Consider the following 18,105-nt stretch of genomic DNA (forward strand, 5'->3'; position numbering starts at 1 on the left):
AGAAAGAATTTATCCCCGGATATAAAAGCGGGACTTAACGGCCGTTTAACGGCAAATCAGACGACACTCCCCTAAACAAAGATTATTGGAAAAGGCCTTGAGCGAATAGGCTCCCGCTGCCGGCACCATGACCCGCCAGGCCGTGATCAGATCGTGCGAGGGCAAGTCCCCGTTAAAAACGATCTTCCGAGGCTGACTATCCTGGACTTTCGCGCCCTTTTCATCGCAAAGGGTGATGTCCACTTGGAACTCACCACGACCTTCGAAGGAAAAACGGGTGAATGTCAGGAACTCCACACCCCAAGGATATTGAGGAGGGCTAAAACCCTGGAAGATCCCCCGCAGGTCGTAATTCTTGGACATGACATCTTGTTGGATCTGCGCGCAACAGAGAAAAGCGGTTATCCTCGGCATATTGAGTTCCATCAGCGCTTCCCCGACCGCTTGTTCCTTCCCCAAAGCTGCCGGGAACGTAGAAAAGCGGCCTGATTCAGTTCGATATCGTCCGAGACCGGTCTCGCGGCCCTAAGAACCCATCTTAAAAAAGTGAACAGGCTCATTCCAAGGACGATGAATCCGTCCCAGAAGGTCGTGCCAGGGCGGTAATAGGCGATCTCGACCCGAAAATCATTGTCGATATAAAAACCCGACCTTGCGGTCAATAAGGCTATCTCTTGGGCACAGGAATATTTCACCCCCGTATAGTAACGCAAGACAGGCTCCAGGGTCCTCACCTTGAGCATGCGCAAACCCGATTCCACGTCCTTGTAGTGGGTCCCCGACAGGAATGAATTGGTCCAGGTCAGGAACCGGTTCCCTAACACCTTGTAGCGGGGATAGACCGAGAAATCCCGCCGGGTCAGGACCACATCGGCTTTTCGTTTCGCTAAATAACCGGCGATCTTGGGGATATATTCCGGCTTGTGTTGTCCGTCGGCATCGATGGTCACCACCAAATCCTCAGGCCCTGCTTGGCCCATGCGTTTGAGGTAAAGGGAGAACAGGAATCCCGCCTCCAACGCCCCCGCCATGCCGCGGTTCTCAGGCAGGTCAAGTAGATAGGCTCCCTTGCGTTTCCTGACAAAGGCTTGCAGGAGCTTGAAGCTCCCATCCGTCGAGCCATCGTTCACCAGCACCAGGATGTCCGCCTGGGGGGAAAGCCGGGGCAACAGACCCGGCAGGTGTTTTTCCTCGTTATAGACCGGCAGGACGACGATGATCTTGGGCAAGAGAACCTCATTGATCGGACGAATCTAGAAGAATCGGTCCGCCCTGAAACAAAAAAGCCCGGACCGCAAAGGCCCGGGCTTTTCGAAAAGGATCCCTTATCAGAAGAGGAATTCCTCATAAGACTTGCTCAAGTCGGTCGTCGGCAGGTTACTGGCATCATAGTAAGGCACCTTGGCCGGGGCGTATTTCTTGAGCATCGGAGCCTGTGCCTGCATGCGTTCCACATAGGTCGGTAGCTTGATCTCGTAGAAGACCCCTACCGGGATCCGTTCCCCACGATAATGCGCCAATTCAAAAGCCTTCTTCTGCTTGTCGGTGACTTCGTCGTGGTTGGTAGGATCCTTGACGGCTCCGTCATGCCCCGCCTCGTTGGCGTTGAAGACCCGGGGCAACATCACGTTCTCCCCTTCTCCCTTCACCTTCTTATTGAACCACTCGGCGGTGTGCAGGTCGTTAAAGGTCGGGCAAGGTTGGAGGACATCCAACAGGGCCATACCCTTGTGTTCCACCGCCTTCTTGATCATCTCCTTCAAATGTTTCCCGTCGAAGGCATAGGCCCGCCCGATCCAGGTGTAGCCCGAGCTCAAAGCGAGGGCTAAAGGCTGGATGGCGTCGTTGGTATTGGGCAAAGGCAGGGACTTGGTTTGCTGACCCCGTCCGAGCGTCGGGGCCGCCTGGCCCTTGGTGAGTCCATAGACCTCGTTGGTCATGACGATGTAGGCCATGTCGATGTTGCGTCGTCCGGCGTGCACGAAGTGCCCGGCGCCGATTCCGTAACCGTCCCCGTCGCCACCGACCGCGATGACTTCCAGGTCCGGATTGGCGAGCTTAGCGCCCGCCGCGAAGGGCAACACCCGGCCATGCAGGGTGTGGACCCCATGGCTGGCCATGTAATTGAATACCTTGCCCGAGCAGCCGATCCCGGCGAAGACCATGGTCTCCCAAGGCGGGAGGGCCAGTTCGGCGCAGGATTGTTGGATGGCCTGGAGGATGCCGAAGTCACCACAACCGGGACACCAGTCATTATGAACATCACTCTTGTAGGCCGCGACGGACAGAGGCGTTTGGAGTTTAGAGGCCATAGGTCAACACCACCTTTTCGATAGACTGCCCGGTCAACGGGTCCGTTTCGGAAGAGACTTCCTTCTTCGACAGCTTGGTCACCGCGCCCACGATCTCATCCAACGAGATGGGCCGACCGGTGTACTTGACCACCTGGGCCGGGATGAATATCCCGGTGGACATGCGGAGCAAGTGACTCAACTGGGTCCCCCAGTTGTTCTCAACGACCACAAGTTTCTTCGCTTTCTTGAGGATCTTCTCGGTCACGATCGGGAAAGGGTTCAACATGCGGTAATGTAAGAAATTGGCATTGATCCCCTTGGCCTTCAGGACCGGCAAGGCGTCGGCCAGGACGCCATAGGTGGTGCCCCAGCACACCAGCGTAATGTCCGCATTGGCGTCGCCCACCAGGGTGAACTGGCGGTCTTCGGGGATCTGCTCCAGCATGAGCTTATATTTGTTCATGCGCTTTTCGTGCATCTTCCGGCGGGTCTCAGGGTTCTCCGTGATGTGACCGTAATCGTCATGTTCGTCACCGGTCATCCAATAGGGACTGCCTTCTTGTCCGGGATAAGGCCTGGCGGAAACCCCGGTCTTGGCATCCGGACGGAACCTCGGGAACCCCTTGCCATCGGCAATGGCATTTTCCAATTCTTGGGGCGTGACCAAGCGGCCCCGATCAATGACCAGGTTCTCTTCCTTGAACGGAGGGATGGTCTCCAAGCTGTGGGTCAAGAATTTATCATTGAGGATAATGACCGGGGTTTGGAACTTATCCGCGTAGTTGAAGGACTCGAAAGCCAAGTGGAAATGGTCATCGATGGTGGCCGGAGCCATGACCAAACGGGGATATTCACCATGGCCGCCAAAGGCCGCGAACATCAAGTCACCCTGCTCGTGGCGGGTCGGTAAGCCCGTCGAGGGTCCGCCACGCTGGTAGTCGAAAAGCACAATGGGGACTTCGTTCATCCCAGCCCAGCCCAACCCCTCGGTCATGAGGCAGAAACCCGGACCCGATGTGGCCGTGGAGGCGCGCACACCCGTGGTGGCGGCGCCCAGCGCCATGTCGATGGCCGCGATCTCATCCTCGCATTGGACCACCGCAATACCATATTCGGGATGGCTTTCCAGATAATTGCTCTCGTCGGTGGCGGGACTGATCGGGTAATAGGACTGATAACGACAGCCAGCCTTCAATTTGCCCAGGGAGTTGGCCTGCGCACCATTGATGAGCAGTCGCTTGGGCGTGTTCTTTTGAGGTTCCAGATGATAAGGGAATTGATCGTGCATCTCGTCCGGGAGCGCGTCCACAGCCTCATAGGCCTTCTTGGAGGCGGCGACATTGGGCGCCACCAACTTGGCCTTTCGACCGATGTAGATGCGGGCCAAGGTCTCTTCAACATGTGAGATATCCATGCGAAGCAGTGCCATGGAAGCGGCCACCGCGATAGTGTTCTTCATGAGCGACAGGGTGCCGTATTCCATACCGGTCACTTCCGCCACGTGGCGGATGACGGAGTTGAAATCGATGGGAAGAGTGATGACACCCGACTTGAGGTTTAGGTCGTCGAGCGTGATCTTGGTCGGGTCATAGATGAGCGCCCCGCCCTTCACCACCTCATGGGCGTGGAGACGGGCGGTGGAATCCTCAAAGGTCGCCAGGATATGTACGTCATCCACATGGCTGTGGATCGGTCTTTCCGAAACGCGGACCTGGAAATAGCTGTGCTTACCCTTGATATTCGAGTGATATTCGCGTTTACCGAAGATCCACAGACCGGCGGTGGCGCAAGCCTGGGAAAAAAGATTGGCGGAGGAATCCACCCCGGTGCCCTGGGGGCCACCGATCATCCAATTGACTTCATTGACGACCTTCATGTTGTTTCTCCCGGAACTGAATGAAAAAATGATTGAATCGCAAAATAAAATATACGTTTTTAGCTTTCAAAAGACAATTCGATTCGGGCATTTTGATATGAATTGGTTGCCTTCTCTCGAAAGCGAGGCGATCTAAAAGGCCCTATCCCGCCCATCGGGCGAAGGGCCTTGTCAGGCCCTTTTTCCACTAAAGGTCCGAGCGATCGACCCGCGCCGCCTCCCGGCGTACCGCCTTTTCCAACAGCTCCCGCTTCCGGGAAGTCCGGACGCGGCTTTGCGGCTTGATGGCCCAGACTTTCCGAATCTTGGCTGGCTTTGGCTTTTTCATTTCACGCCACCTCGCATCCGGACATATTAAACTAAGATATGGACCAAAACCCATCCCCTAGCGCCCCTCGGACGGTGGAATGAGCGTTCGAACCCGGAAAGTGATCCCCTCCTTCACCGGCCGATGGTCTTTCCCCTTGGTGACCCTCCCAATCTTCGCGGTCTACCTAGTCACGTTGAACCCTTCCTTATTTCGGAACGATTCGCCCGAAACCATCACCGCCTGTTGGACCCTAGGGGTCTCCCATCCCCCGGGTTACCCACTCTTCACACTTTTGGGGCGCGTTTTCACGCTAGTTCCACTCGGAAACCCCGCCATGAACCTGAATCTTTTCGCGGCTTTGAGCGGGGCCTTGGGCGCCTATTTTTTCTTCGAACTGGCGCGCTCGATCCTTGAAAAAATAGGCTCCGCCAAGAGCGTTGCGGCAAGGACGGCCGCTTTGACCGCCGCTTACGCCTTCGCCTTCTCGAAAAGCTACTGGAGCGCCTCGTTGGCGACTAAGGGTGGGATCTATTCCTTCCAAGTCGCCCTGGAGTTGGCCACACTTTCGTTCTTATTGTGTTTGATGGACAAAAAAAGTTGCAAGTGGAGGACCACCCACCCTTACGAATCAATGGTATTCGTCCTGGGCCTGGGGCTCGTCAATCAATGGCCCACCCAGTTCCTGCTCCTGGCCGCCCTCGCCATCGCTTTTTTTGCATTCTCCTGCACGCAACAAAAACAACAGTACCCGATCACCCTTAAGACCCTCTTGACCATGGGGACATTCTTTCTGTTGGTCCTTAGCCTTTACCTTTACGTCCCGATCCGGGCCCATCTGGTTCCTGCCCTCAACTTCGGGGACCCTTCGGATTGGAGCCGTTTCATGGGAAGCCTGCTGCGAACCCGTTATTTCAAGACCGAGACCATGGCCTCGGCACTCGGGAGTTTCTGGGCGACCTTTTCCCAAAAATCCCTTTATATTTCCGATCGTTTCTCATTGGAGTTCCCCGTTATTTTCTCCTGCTTCGCCCTCTGGGGCATTTGGCCCCTGCAGAAACGGAACTTCCGGCCGTATCTTTTGTTGTCGTTGATGCTGGCCCTCATCACTATCGCGGCAAACCTCGTTTATCTTCAGGTCGGTCCTATCGATTTTTGGCATTTGGACGACCATCTCTTGACCTTGAACTGGATCACCGGCCTTTGGGGAGCCGCTGGCCTCCATTCCCTTTTCTCCTTGATGGGAAATCAGGCCAAAAGGCGTTGGGTGGTCCGGGGCGTAGCTCTGGCCTTGCCCCTATTGGGTTTGCATCAAAGCCTGCCCTATACGGACCAAACCCGGGAATTCCTCTATCGCGGCATCGGCATCCAGGCCCTTCGGTCCATGGAGCGAAGACCTACTTATTTTGCGGAATCGGATTTCGACTATTTTTCCCTTCTTTATCTGCAAGCGGTCGAAGACAAAAGACCCGACTTGAGGATCTACTTGTGCACGTTCTTGAAGAATGAGGACTGGGAATATATCTCCCACTCATGGATACCCAAATTGGGTCCCCATGCCCCCCCGATTTATTGCGCCTTCGCTAATGGGGATCTGGTCCACGGTCTCTCGAAAAGGATGTCCCGCGTCTATTTTTCCCCAACCGGATCGGTGATGAGGATCCAAGCGGCCGGGACACCCGGTCCTAGAACTCCGGATTGCCGGCCTTTGGACGACCTTTGGGACCATTATCTGGACCCTGCCCTCTCGGGACGTGGATCCTACGAGTCAGCGTTGAATCCCATCAATGGGCTCATGACACAACTTTGCGCCCATCCCTATCTCAACATGGCCCACTTTCTTCTCTTGAAGAAGGACTGGATGCATTGGGATTCATACACGGGGATCGCTTCGGCCCTGATCCAGGATCAACATTGGATCGGGGATATTTGGTCCGAAAAAGCCAGGACCGACGAAACCTTGGGAAGGATACCGGAAGCCATCGCTGGCTACGGGCTCGCCATGACCGAATATAAAGAAGCGGGGGACATTTCAAAATACCAAGAAATGAAAAACTCCTGGTCACGGCTCATGGGGCGACCGACCATAAAAACAAAAAACCCGACCCCTCCGAAGAGGAATCGGGTTCGTTAAAAAAATCCCGGCATCGTCCTACTCTCCCACACAAGACATGTGAAGTACCATCAGCGCTGGAGGGCTTAACTTCCGTGTTCGGAATGGGAACGGGTGTTTCCCCTCCGCTATAAACACCGGGAAACAGCGATCTCAGGTGCCGCCTCTTAGTGCGGGCGGCCTCTGGAAATTAGTGTAACAATAGAAATACTACGTCTGAACCTCGAGTGCGATAAAGATGCGATGGAAATGAAACATATGATCAAGCCTCACGGCGGATTAGTACTGGTCAGCTAAAACCCTTGCGGGCCTTACACACCCAGCCTATCAACCACGTAGTCTACGTGGAGCCTTTAGGGGACTTGCGTCCCGGGACATCTCATCTTGGGGTAAGTTTCACGCTTATATGCGTTCAGCGTTTATCTCGTCCGTATATAGCTACCCTGCAACCACCCTTGGCAGGATGACAGGAGTACCAGAGATACGTCCTTCCCGGTCCTCTCGTACTAGGGAAAGCTCCCCTCAAATGTCCTACGCCCGCACCAGATAGAGACCGAACTGTCTCACGACGTTCTGAACCCAGCTCACGTACCACTTTAATAGGCGAACAGCCTAACCCTTGGAACCTACTTCAGCTCCAGGATGTGATGAGCCGACATCGAGGTGCCAAACCTTGCCGTCGATATGAACTCTTGGGCAAGATCAGCCTGTTATCCCCAGAGTAGCTTTTGTCCGTTGAGCGACGGCCCTCCCACGAGGTACCGCCGGATCACTAAGCCCTGCTTTCGCACCTGCTCGACGTGTCTGTCTCGCAGTTAAGCTCCCATATGCCTTTACACTCGTAGGCGCGATTTCCAACCGCGCTGAGGGAACCTTAGGGCGCCTCCGTTACAATTTGGGAGGCGACCGCCCCAGTCAAACTGTCCAGCAGACATTGTCCCTGGGCCGGATTACGGCCCTAGGTTAGAACTTCAAAGCAACAAGAGTGGTATTTCACTAATGACTCCGGAGAGGCTGGCGCCCCCCCATCAAAGTCTCCCACCTATGCTACACATGTTAATCCGAAGTTCAGTGTCAACTTGCAGTAAAGCTTCATGGGGTCTTTTCGTCTAGATGCGGGTATCGAGCATCTTCACTCGAACTACTATTTCGCCGAGCATGTTGCCGAGACAGTGCCCAGATCGTTACTCCATTCGTGCAGGTCGGAACTTACCCGACAAGGAATTTCGCTACCTTAGGACCGTTATAGTTACGGCCGCCGTTTACTGGGGCTTCGGTTCTGAGCTTCGCTTGCGCTAACCCATCCCCTTAACCTTCCAGCACCGGGCAGGAGTCACACCCTATACGTCGCCTTACGGCTTTGCAGAGTGCTGTGTTTTTGTTAAACAGTCGCCTGAGCCATTTCTCTGCGGCCCCTTCGCGCTTGCACGCAGAGGGGCCCCCCTTTTCCCGAAGTTACGGGGGTAATTGGCCGAGTTCCTTGGCAACACATAACTCGAGCGCCTTAGGATTCTCTCCTCGTCTACCTGAGTCGGTTTGCGGTACGGTCACCTGGGACTCCCTAGAGGATTTTCTTGGCAGCGTGGAGTCAAAGACTTCGCCTTGCGGCTCGAGTTGTCCCTTAGTGTTAATGGCCCGCGGATTTGCCTACGGACCCACCTCGAAACCCCTCCCGGCTCGACCAGCGGCCGGGTTCTCCTATCCTTCTGCGTCTCCCCTTCGGTGATAACGCCTTTTGGTGGTTCAGGAATTTTAACCTGACATCCATTATCTACGCCTTTCGGCCTCGACTTAGGAACCGACTTACCCTGAGCGGATTACCCTTGCTCTAGGAAACCTTAGACTTACGGCGTGAATGTTTTTCACATTCATATTCGCTACTTAATCCGGAATGATCACTTCTGTTTCGTCCAGCTGTCCTTACGGTCAGCCTTCCGCCTACGACAGAACGCTCCTCTACCAGACGTACCCTCCGAAGAAGGTACGAATCCACAGCTTCGGTGACATGCTTTAGCCCCGTTAAATTGTCGGCGCAGAATCGCTCGAACAGTGAGCTGTTACGCACTCTTTAAATGATGGCTGCTTCTAAGCCAACATCCTGGTTGTTTATGCGACTCCACATCCTTTACCACTTAGCATGTACTTGGGGACCTTAGCTGATGGGCTGGGTTGATTCCCTTTCGACCGTCAACCTTAGCGCTGACAGACTGACTCCCGGGATTACGTTGCTGGCATTCGGAGTTTGAAAGGATTTGGTAACCTGTTAAGGCCCCTAGCCCAATCAGTGCTCTACCACCAACAACTACTTCCCGAGGCTATCCCTAAAGATATTTCGAGGAGAACCAGCTATCACGGAATTCGATTGGCTTTTCACCCCTATCCACAACTCATCCGAGCATTTTTCAACATACATCGGTTCGGGCCTCCACCTCGTGTTAACAAGGCTTCACCCTGGTCATGGCTAGATCATCCCGCTTCGGGTCTAATGAGTGAAACTGGACGCCCTTTTAAGACTCGCTTTCGCTACGGCTCCACCCCTCTGACGGGGCTTAACCTTGCTTCACTCAATAACTCTCCGGATCATTATGCAAAAGGCACGCGGTTACACTGATGGGCGCCTACGACCCGTAGGCCGCAGACCTCCCAAAATAGTGCTTCCACTGATTGTAAGCGTATGATTTCAGGTACTATTTCACTCCCCTTCCGGGGTTCTTTTCACCTTTCCCTCACGGTACTGTTCCGCTATCGGTCGTCAGCTTGTATTTAGCTTTGGACAGTGGTCTGCCCGGATTCCCACAAGGTTTCACGTGTCTCGTGGTACTCAGGAACTTGCTTGGAGAGAGAGCAGATTTCGCCTACGGGGATTTCACCCTCTGTGTCGGACCGTTCCAGGCCCTTCGGCTATCCGTCTCTTTTGTAACTCCACGGCCGTTCTGTAGCACGGCCACGCAAGCCCTACAACCCCCCATGCGCAACGCCCACAGGCTTACACGCACAAGGTTTGAGCTGTTCCCCTTTCGCTCGCCACTACTGGGGGAATCTGTTCGATTTCTTTTCCTCTGGATACTGAGATGTTTCACTTCTCCAGGTCGGCTCACCCCGCCCTATGAATTCAGGCGGGAGTTATGGGGGTTTGCCCCATACGGTTCCCCGATTCGGACATTTCCGCTTCAAAGCCTATTGCCGGCTCCACGGAACTTTTCGCAGGCTGTCGCGTCCTTCATCGCCATCTGACGCCAAGGCATCCTTCATACGCTCTTAGTAGCTTGATCACATGTTTCTTCGCCACCGCATAAGAATCTCTATGCACTCGGTTCAGCTACGCAATTGCTCTAGATAAAGAATTGCGCGCCCTCACGTGTTAAGTGAGGGCAAATAGTAGTATTTCTATCGTTTTTCAAAGAACCGCGCGTCCCGAAGGACGAACCGACCCATCTGGTCGGCAGAAGCCCAAGTGCCTTTCGACACAAGAAAGCTCCGCAAATCCTTTTGAATCCAAAAGGATTCACGCAGCTTTCGCCTTTGATCGCCGGAACTCGAATTGGTGGAGATGACCGGGATCGAACCGGCGACCCCCTGCTTGCAAAGCAGGTGCTCTCCCAACTGAGCTACATCCCCCCCGGAACTTCCAGTTCGACCACCCCAAAAATGGTGGGCCTAACTGGAGTCGAACCAGTCACCTCACCCTTATCAGGGGTGCGCTCTAACCAACTGAGCTATAGGCCCATTCCAGTTCGGCGGAGGGCTCAACATCGCCCAAAGGCACAACTTCAAAAGTAAAAGAACCCGATCGAATTGGTCCTTTAAAACTAAACAGTGCATATCTCGTTTGGGTATCCACTTGGAGTTACGGTAGAGCGCGCCCTCAAAAGGGTTCCTCTACCATGGTCTCCATAGAAAGGAGGTGATCCAGCCGCACCTTCCGATACGGCTACCTTGTTACGACTTAGTCCCAATCACCAGTCATACCTTCGCAATCTGCCCCCCTTGCGGGTTAGCGCAATCGCTTCTGGTGCAACTGGCTTTCGTGACTTGACGGGCGGTGTGTACAAGGCCCGGGAACGTATTCACCGCGGCGTGCTGATCCGCGATTACTAGCAATTCCGGCTTCATGGAGTCGAGTTGCAGACTCCAATCTGAACTGGGGCGTACTTTTTGGGATTGGCTCCCCCTCGCGGGTTCGCAGCCCTTTGTATACGCCATTGTAGCACGTGTGTAGCCCTGGATATAAAGGCCATGAGGACTTGACGTCATCCCCACCTTCCTCCGGTTTGTCACCGGCAGTCTCTCTAGAGTGCCCGGCTTGACCCGATGGCAACTAGAAATAAGGGTTGCGCTCGTTGCGGGACTTAACCCAACATCTCACGACACGAGCTGACGACAGCCATGCAGCACCTGTCTCTCTGCCCCTTGCGGGGAAACCTACTTTCATAGGCGGTCAGAGGATGTCAAACCCAGGTAAGGTTCTTCGCGTTGCGTCGAATTGAACCACATGCTCCACTGCTTGTGCGGGCCCCCGTCAATTTCTTTGAGTTTCAACCTTGCGGTCGTAGTCCCCAGGTGGAGTACTTAATGCGTTAGCTGCGGCACTAGAGGAGTGGATACCTCTAACACCTAGTACTCATCGTTTACGGCCAGGACTACCGGGGTATCTAATCCCGTTTGCTCCCCTGGCTTTCGCATCTCAGCGTCAGTTTCGGACCAGAAAGCCGCCTTCGCCACCGGTGTTCCTCCCAATATCTACGCATTTCACCGCTACACTGGGAATTCCGCTTTCCTCTTCCGTACTCAAGCCCTGCAGTTTCAAAGGCAATGACCTGGTTGAGCCGGGCCATTTCACCTTTGACTTACAAAACCGCCTACATGCCCTTTACACCCAATAAATCCGGACAACGTTTGCCACCTCTGTATTACCGCGGCTGCTGGCACAGAGTTAGCCGTGGCTTATTCTACCTATACTGTCAAACTGCAGGATTGTTCACCCTGCAGTCTTCATCTAGGTCTAAAGAAGTTTACAATCCGAAGACCTTCATCCTTCACGCGGTGTCGCTCCATCAGGCTTGCGCCCATTGTGGAATATTCCAAACTGCTGCCTCCCGTAGGAGTCTGGGCCGTATCTCAGTCCCAGTGTGGCCGATCACCCTCTCAGGCCGGCTAACCATCGTAGCCTTGGTGGGCCATTACCCCGCCAACTAGCTAATGGTGCTTGAGCCGATCTCCCAGTGATAGCTTTCGCCATCTTTTACCCCTGCTCCCGTAGGAACCGTGGTCACATCCGGTATTAGCACGCCTTTCGGCGCGTTATCCCGATCTAGGAGGTACGTTACCCAAGTATTACTCACCCGTTCGCCGCTTTACTCACCCTTGCGGGCTTTCACGCTCGACTTGCATGTCTAAGACGCACCGCCAACGTTTGTCCTGAGCCAGAATCAAACTCTCCATTAGAAATGAAGCTTTTGAGGCTCCAACAACTCAAACTACTTTTGACAAGCACCCAAACTTGTTTCGTATGCACTATTTAGTTTTCAAAGACCAATAACGACAAGCATCCATTCGATGCTTACCCCAGTGGTGAATCGACACAAAAAAACTCACCGCTGCGATGAGCACCGCAATCGAGAACTGCGCGTCTACGATTGTTTATTGGTTATCACTTCAAAGAACATCTCTTCCAGCGAGGGAAGCAGGCCACAAGCCACAAGCGGCCCGGGGACGGTATTTATATAAAAACCCCCATCCCCTGTCAACAAATATTCTACTTTTTTAGACCCTGGCCTCAGAAACCCTGGAAATAGGGGTTTTTTCAGTAGATTCCTTGGAAATCCAGCTGGAAATGAAGTCTTTGGCCTGGCGGAAATTGACTACCAAGTCCTTCAAACCCCTTATTTTACGCAGTCTTTTGAGGATATAGGATGGCCTCAGGTAGAATTCCCGATAGGCCCTTTTCCGGGCTTCTTGGAGCTGTTCCATCGAAAGCGTAGGTAAGTTCAGTATCGGTTGATTCAACTCGTACTTGGCGTAATCCTCGGTTGAGATCCAACCGTTCTTTTTGCCCATCTCTTCCAATTCGGTCTTGGGAAAAGGAATAGCACAGTAAAACTGAGCGTAATCCGGATCCATTTCCTTCACGTATCGGATCGTCTGGTCAATGGTTTCCATCGTCTCACCCGGCAGCCCAAAAATGATGTGGGTCAGGACCTCGATCCCCGCCTCTTTGGTCAGTTTGACCGCCACTCGGGCTTGTTCCGCATCGGCCCCTTTTTTCATTTTTTCAAGGATGTCGTCCACGCCGGACTCGACCCCGTAGGAAACCCCGATACAACCCGAGGACCGCATCTCTTTTAGGACTTCCCTGTCCACATGATCCACCCGGCTATTGGCCATCCACTTGATCTTCTCGTGCATGCCCCGTTTTTTTATCTCAGCACAGACTTCCATCACGAACTTCTTACTTTGGTTAAAGGTATCGGACCACATCGTGAAGTTGCGGATATGGTGTTTTTCGAGGCATTCCTGCATCTCATCCACCACATTTTCGGCGCTACGAAGGCGCAACTTTTTCCCATAATACTGATGGGCTGTGCAGTAAATGCAGGAATAGGGGCATCCACGGCTGGTGATGATGAGGGTATAAGGCTCATTGATCACCGGGAGGGTATAGCGGGCATTATCCAGCAGATGTCGGGCCGCAAAAGGCAGATCGTCCAAATTCTCATTGAAGGGTCGGTCTTCGTTATGAACGACCGTTCCATCCTTATCCTTGAAGGATATCCCCAGTACCTCTCCCAAACCCCTTCCCTTTTCCAAGGCGTCCACCAGGTCTTGGGCCGTCAACTCCGGCTCCCGGCGAATGACCGAATCCAAGCCTGAGGCCTGTAGGACCTCTTCCGGTAACGAGGTGGCGTGGTTCCCAATGACCGTGAAATGGGCCTGGGTCAAGGGGCGCATCATATTGATGACCTCGACATCGCTTGAGGAAGTGGCTGTCGACATATTGAACAGGACGAAGGCGGGATCGAAATCGCGAATGGCCTTCTTCAGCCCTTCCACATCCACATCGTTGGCGATGCAATCCAACAGGTTCACTTGGTGCTGCTTGGCTTCCAGAGCACCCGCGATCATGGGCAGGGAAATAGGGACCATCACGTATTGGAACGAATTCAATCTTTGCTCACACCGGCCTTCCCGAATGTACTTCATGCCGGTACAAGTGGGCGGGTTCACGATCATGGTTTTCATGTCAACCTCGTTTTTGGGGAAATGAACTGGATGCGAGCTGAAAAGACGGGCAGGTCTGTAGGTTTTCACCTAAATTATACGGCAAAATGACGCTTTTTTATCAAGCCGGGGACTTAATTAATGTGGTCCCATTTCCAGCAAGCGGCCGCCCAGCCTTCCGATAGGGGCCTTAATGGCTGTTTTTCGATCCGACAACGGTCTTCTACGTGCGGACAGCGTGAACTAAAAGGACATCCCGGGGGGACCTGGGTGGGACTTGGCGGCTCGCCTTGGAGGATCTTTCCCTGATTGGAACTGGCGGCCAAAAGGGCCATGGTATAAGGGTGACGCGGCGACCGGAGGACCTCGGCCGTATCCCCTTGCTCCACCACCTGGCCCAGGTACATCACCAGGATCCTATGGCTTAAATAACCTACCACTTGAAGATCGTGTGAGATGAAGAAATACCCGACTCCGGTCTCCTGGTTCATCCTACGTAACAGGTTCAAGATCGACGCCTGGACCGATACGTCCAAGGAGGATACTGGCTCGTCCAGAACGATGGCGTCAGGTCGCGAGATCAAGGCCCGGGCCAGATTGATCCTCTGGCGCTGTCCACCCGAGAATTCGTGGGGGAACTTGTCCAGGTCCGACCGAGAAAGTCCCACCTTCAGGATCCATTCCTGAACAAGGCCCATCCTCAAATTTCGGTCCTTCAGGCCATGGACCATCAAAGGTTCTTCCAGGATCGCCCGGACTTTTTGGCGCGGATTCAAGGAGGAAAATGGGTTTTGGAACACCATTTGATACCTGGATTGGAGACTTCGTTTCTGGTCCTTGGTCAGCCCTGACAGGTCCTGTCCTTCCCAAAGGACCTTTCCCTCGGTCGGTCGATACAGTCCGACCACACAGCGTCCCAATGTGCTTTTTCCGCATCCAGATTCTCCAACCACGCCCAAGACCTCCCCGCGGTCCATGGCGAAAGAAACATCTTGTACGGCAGAAACGTATTGTTCCGTGCCCCCGAACAGTCCCCGATGGACCGGGAATCTTTTGGTCAGCCCTTGGACGGATAGAAGCATAGGGCAGAATGTCCTTTCTCGACCTCGATCCATCCGGGTTCGGTTTTCCGACAACGTTCGTCCGCTCTGGGGCACCGCTCCGCGAAAGCGCAACCTGTCAAGGAATCATACGGGGACGGCAAGGTCCCGGGGATCCATCCCAACTCCTCGCCCGTCTTATCGACCTTCGGAATGGCGTCCAGCAATCCCTGGGTATAGGGATGGGCCGGACGTTCAAAAAGGACCTTCGCCGGACCCATCTCGACCACTTTCCCGCAATAAAGGATGGCCACACGATCACTGAAATCCCTAGCGATCCGGAGGTCATGGGTGATCAGCAGGACGGCCATCCGATGGACCCTCGTCATTTGAGCCAGGAGATCCAGGATCTGAGCTTGGACGGTCACATCCAAGGCGGTCGTGGGCTCGTCGGCGATAAGAAGCTCGGGCTTGCAGGAAACAGCCATGGCGATCATGACCCTTTGGCACATCCCACCGGATAACTGGTGAGGATAATGACCGAAGATCCGGTCAGGGTCCGGAAGACCCACTTCCCTCAAGAGTCCCAAAGCCTTCGTCCGGGCTTCCTCCGGACCCGCTTGATGATGGGCGATCAGACCTTCCACCAATTGATCCCCAACGGTCAGGACCGGATTCAAGGAACTCAGGGGTTCCTGAAAAACGATCCCGATCCTTTTGCCGCGCAGGTCCCTCCATTGGTCTTCATTGAACCCATCCAGTCCTTCGCCCTTAAACAAGATCCTACCCCCGGACTGGACCATGGGAGGACGGGGAATGAGGTTCAGGATCGAAAGGGCGATCATGCTCTTGCCGCATCCCGATTCCCCCACCAGGGCCAATTTTTCCCCTTCCATCATGGAAAGGTCGATCCCGCGCAGGATCCTGCCTCTTGTCCCACCGGGCGGACCCAGGAGGTCAAGGTGAAGACCCTCTATCTTGATCAGCTCATTCATGGGAAAACGACCCGAGCGGGAAATAGGCCGGTCAAAGGGCCGAAAGATTCTTGAATTGGACCTCGAACGAGGGGTAATCGATCATCGCATAGTGGCCTTCCGAAAAGAACCCGGGGTTGACCACCCGGGCGGGCCCCATTTGGATCACCCCTTGCCCGGATTTGGCCCGTCCACAAAGAACGAGCTTGGGTCCTATCTTCTCGATCAACTCATTCAGCAACAGGACACCACAATGTTCACCATCCGAAAGGTCCAGACGGCAAACAGGCGGGGAATGGAACATCATGATCTTTTCGCCGGGGAAATACTCCAACCGACGCAGGGCGAATTCGACCCAAGTCCTCGAGTATTGGAGGACCAGGGCCCGGTTGTCGTCATTGTAGGTAATGTCGCCGCCAAAGCCCGATACCATGAACTGGTCCTCTCGATGCATCATTTCATGGGCCGGCCTCAAATTTGGATAGATGTGGGCATAATTGTAAATGTTCTTGAAATAAACCGATTCGGGAGCGTCGCTGTTCCCCGGGATGGCGTAAACGGTCTTTTGGGTATCCGCCAAGGCCAGAAGGAACTGTTGCAGGAATTCCGTATCCCGCTGGATCTCGTCCTGGATACGCGGATTGTCCGCATCCGGCTTGCTATGGAATTTACGGGCGGTCTCGTATTCCATGAGCCGCTCTTCGCCCCGCATGGAACCCCCGCAATAGAAGATCAAATCGGGGTCCTCCGCCTGGACCATGGCGGGGATCAAAGGAAGCCATTGGCCCGCACCCCGGTAGTCCGACAAACAAAGGAATTTCAAATTTGTCTCCCGGGTTCGCCGAAGGCCTCGAGCATCCATCAATAGCATGCCCAAAACCCATTTGCGGATTTTTTAAGGGTTCCGATACAATTCTACCTGACGGTCCTTCAACTTCAACCTTGAACCAGGCATCCATGGCCCCCACTCTCGGTTCCTATACTTCCCTTCCCGACGGCACCCTGAGGCATGTCCATCCGATCACCGGAACGGAGGTTTGGGCCGTTCCGAGCCGTGCCCTTCGCCCATTCGTGAACCGACAGACCATCCCGCCCAAGGTCCTTCCCCGCCAAGAGCGGGAGGATCATTGTGATTTTTGCGAAACCAATTACCTTCGTACCCCACCTGAACGGGCCCGGCTCGTCCGCACGGCCCAAGGTCGTTTCGAACTCCTGGAAAGGCTGGACCCCGACTCCGTCAAGTTCTCAAAGGCTTCTTTCCGCCGATTGGCCAATCTTTTCGAGATCGTCACTTATGACTACTGGGTACAGAACCATCAAGTCACCCTGTCCCCGACCCAAGCCCGCTGGAAAAAGAACTATCTGGAAAACCCGAAAGGCCTTTCCCATGTCCAAGAGCTGATGCGAACAAAATTGGCCTTGGCCGGGAAACCATCCGGAGAGATCGATGCGCTTCTTCTGGCCCCTCCGGAAGGCTTCTACGACTGGTTCTTCGGTGGTACCCACGAAGTCCTTGCGGCCGGCCGCCATTTCCGTCCTGGCGCGGACCGGGATGACCAGCTTTTCTATTCGGGAGAGATGACCCCGGAGGAGCATGCGGCTTACTTGAACTTCGCTTTAGAAGCCGCCTTGGATATACGTTCGAACAACGGCAAGATCCGTTATGTGGCCATCTTCCAGAACTGGCTGAAGGCCGCCGGGGCCTCTTTCGACCATCTTCATAAGCAAGTGATAGGGATGGACCAATGGGGCCCCGGCGTGGAGGCCCGTTTACAGAAGGCCAAGGGATATCCCAATATCTTCAATGAGGCGCTGGTGGACTTCTCCGCCGAAAAGGACCTGATCGTCGCCGAGAACGATCACGGGGTGGTCCTATCCGAGATCGGACATCCTTACCCGACATTAGCCGTCTATTCCAAATCCCGGGCCGCTCATCCCTGGGACCACTCATCGGAAGAGATAAGGGGCATTTCGGACCTCGTCCATGCCTGCCATGCCGCGGCCGGGCCCCAGGTCCCCTGTAACGAAGCTTGGTTCTACGCTCCTTGGGGATCCCCGACCCGTTTTCCATGGCATATTCTCATCCATTGGAGAACGGTCACCTCGGCCGGTTTTGAAGCAGACACTCAGATCTTCGTGAATCCTGTTCCTCCGGCCGCCTTCAAGGAGCAGATCACGTCCAAGCTCTCGGATCTCCGCTCCCGGGGACGGATCAGTAACCTAAGGCTGGGCAAAGAAATGACCCTCAAACCCAGCCCTCTTTTATATAACCGGGCCTGATCG

11 protein-coding genes, 2 tRNA genes and 3 rRNA genes are annotated in these 18,105 nt (G+C 54.4%); 2 read left to right on the forward strand and 14 right to left on the reverse strand.

From position 1 onward, the window contains the following. Positions 1 to 45 precede the first annotated feature (45 nt). From VHE12_09265 to VHE12_09285, 5 genes are all read right to left on the reverse strand, one after another. A complete protein-coding gene (locus VHE12_09265) occupies positions 46 to 363 on the reverse strand; it encodes a hypothetical protein (GenBank protein ID HVZ80971.1) in 318 nt (105 codons plus the stop codon). A gap of 62 nt (positions 364 to 425) precedes the next feature. Beyond that, positions 426 to 1,229, reverse strand: a complete 804-nt coding sequence (locus tag VHE12_09270) for a glycosyltransferase family 2 protein (GenBank protein ID HVZ80972.1) — start codon at positions 1,227 to 1,229, stop codon at positions 426 to 428. Positions 1,230 to 1,328: 99 nt separating this feature from the next. Next, entirely contained in the window at positions 1,329 to 2,312 is a 984-nt protein-coding gene (locus VHE12_09275; GenBank protein HVZ80973.1) for a thiamine pyrophosphate-dependent enzyme, read from the reverse strand. Beyond that, the gene (locus VHE12_09280; GenBank protein ID HVZ80974.1) at positions 2,302 to 4,170 is read right to left on the reverse strand and encodes a 2-oxoacid:acceptor oxidoreductase subunit alpha; all 1,869 of its coding nucleotides are present in this window, start codon (positions 4,168 to 4,170) and stop codon (positions 2,302 to 2,304) included. The genes VHE12_09275 and VHE12_09280 overlap by 11 nt, the downstream gene beginning before the upstream one ends. 187 nt (positions 4,171 to 4,357) lie before the next feature. Next, positions 4,358 to 4,498, reverse strand: coding sequence for a hypothetical protein (locus VHE12_09285; GenBank protein HVZ80975.1), 141 nt, complete (start codon positions 4,496 to 4,498; stop codon positions 4,358 to 4,360). A gap of 79 nt (positions 4,499 to 4,577) precedes the next feature. Between VHE12_09285 and VHE12_09290 the strand changes: the two genes are divergently transcribed. Further along, positions 4,578 to 6,611: a DUF2723 domain-containing protein gene (locus VHE12_09290; GenBank protein ID HVZ80976.1), complete on the forward strand. Its 2,034-nt coding sequence runs from the start codon at positions 4,578 to 4,580 to the stop codon at positions 6,609 to 6,611. A gap of 5 nt (positions 6,612 to 6,616) precedes the next feature. On the opposite strand, the gene rrf is transcribed toward VHE12_09290, so the two are convergent. The 9 genes from rrf to VHE12_09335 form a co-directional block, all read right to left on the reverse strand. After that, positions 6,617 to 6,732, reverse strand: a 5S ribosomal RNA gene (gene rrf, locus VHE12_09295). 116 nt (positions 6,733 to 6,848) lie between these two features. Beyond that, a 23S ribosomal RNA gene (locus tag VHE12_09300) occupies positions 6,849 to 9,862 on the reverse strand. Between the two features lie 270 nt (positions 9,863 to 10,132). Then, positions 10,133 to 10,208 (reverse strand) — tRNA-Ala (locus tag VHE12_09305). Positions 10,209 to 10,239: 31 nt separating this feature from the next. Then, positions 10,240 to 10,316, reverse strand: a tRNA-Ile gene (locus VHE12_09310). Between the two features lie 171 nt (positions 10,317 to 10,487). Further along, positions 10,488 to 12,035, reverse strand: a 16S ribosomal RNA gene (locus tag VHE12_09315). Together the 16S, 23S and 5S rRNA genes with 2 tRNA genes alongside form the textbook arrangement of a ribosomal RNA operon. A gap of 318 nt (positions 12,036 to 12,353) precedes the next feature. Beyond that, on the reverse strand, positions 12,354 to 13,829 hold the full coding sequence (locus tag VHE12_09320; GenBank protein HVZ80977.1) for a radical SAM protein: 1,476 nt from the start codon (positions 13,827 to 13,829) through the stop codon (positions 12,354 to 12,356). A 113-nt stretch (positions 13,830 to 13,942) separates the two neighbouring features. Continuing rightward, the gene (locus VHE12_09325) at positions 13,943 to 14,923 is read right to left on the reverse strand and encodes an oligopeptide/dipeptide ABC transporter ATP-binding protein (GenBank protein HVZ80978.1); all 981 of its coding nucleotides are present in this window, start codon (positions 14,921 to 14,923) and stop codon (positions 13,943 to 13,945) included. Continuing rightward, positions 14,866 to 15,843, reverse strand: a complete 978-nt coding sequence (locus VHE12_09330; GenBank protein ID HVZ80979.1) for an ABC transporter ATP-binding protein — start codon at positions 15,841 to 15,843, stop codon at positions 14,866 to 14,868. The genes VHE12_09325 and VHE12_09330 overlap by 58 nt, the downstream gene beginning before the upstream one ends. Positions 15,844 to 15,874: 31 nt before the next feature. Further along, positions 15,875 to 16,645: a hypothetical protein gene (locus tag VHE12_09335; GenBank protein ID HVZ80980.1), complete on the reverse strand. Its 771-nt coding sequence runs from the start codon at positions 16,643 to 16,645 to the stop codon at positions 15,875 to 15,877. 134 nt (positions 16,646 to 16,779) lie between these two features. Here VHE12_09335 and VHE12_09340 point away from each other — a divergent pair, with 134 nt between their 5' ends. Further along, on the forward strand, positions 16,780 to 18,102 hold the full coding sequence (locus VHE12_09340) for a DUF4921 family protein (GenBank protein HVZ80981.1): 1,323 nt from the start codon (positions 16,780 to 16,782) through the stop codon (positions 18,100 to 18,102). Positions 18,103 to 18,105: the final 3 nt, after the last annotated feature.

The organism is bacterium (genome assembly GCA_035549195.1).
GTDB lineage: Bacteria > Oederibacteriota > Muellerivitia > Muellerivitales > Muellerivitaceae > DASZRK01.

Excerpts from the sequence above, each read along its gene's own strand:
- VHE12_09265 (HVZ80971.1), bottom strand. The coding sequence starts at position 363 with ATGTCCAAGAATTACGACCTGCGGGGGATCTTCCAGGGTTTTAGCCCT.
- VHE12_09275 (HVZ80973.1), bottom strand. The coding sequence starts at position 2,312 with ATGGCCTCTAAACTCCAAACGCCTCTGTCCGTCGCGGCCTACAAGAGT.
- VHE12_09280 (HVZ80974.1), bottom strand. The coding sequence starts at position 4,170 with ATGAAGGTCGTCAATGAAGTCAATTGGATGATCGGTGGCCCCCAGGGC.
- VHE12_09285 (HVZ80975.1), bottom strand. The coding sequence starts at position 4,498 with ATGAAAAAGCCAAAGCCAGCCAAGATTCGGAAAGTCTGGGCCATCAAG.
- VHE12_09290 (HVZ80976.1), top strand. The coding sequence starts at position 4,578 with ATGAGCGTTCGAACCCGGAAAGTGATCCCCTCCTTCACCGGCCGATGG.
- VHE12_09320 (HVZ80977.1), bottom strand. The coding sequence starts at position 13,829 with ATGAAAACCATGATCGTGAACCCGCCCACTTGTACCGGCATGAAGTAC.
- VHE12_09325 (HVZ80978.1), bottom strand. The coding sequence starts at position 14,923 with ATGGATCGAGGTCGAGAAAGGACATTCTGCCCTATGCTTCTATCCGTC.
- VHE12_09330 (HVZ80979.1), bottom strand. The coding sequence starts at position 15,843 with ATGAATGAGCTGATCAAGATAGAGGGTCTTCACCTTGACCTCCTGGGT.
- VHE12_09340 (HVZ80981.1), top strand. The coding sequence starts at position 16,780 with ATGGCCCCCACTCTCGGTTCCTATACTTCCCTTCCCGACGGCACCCTG.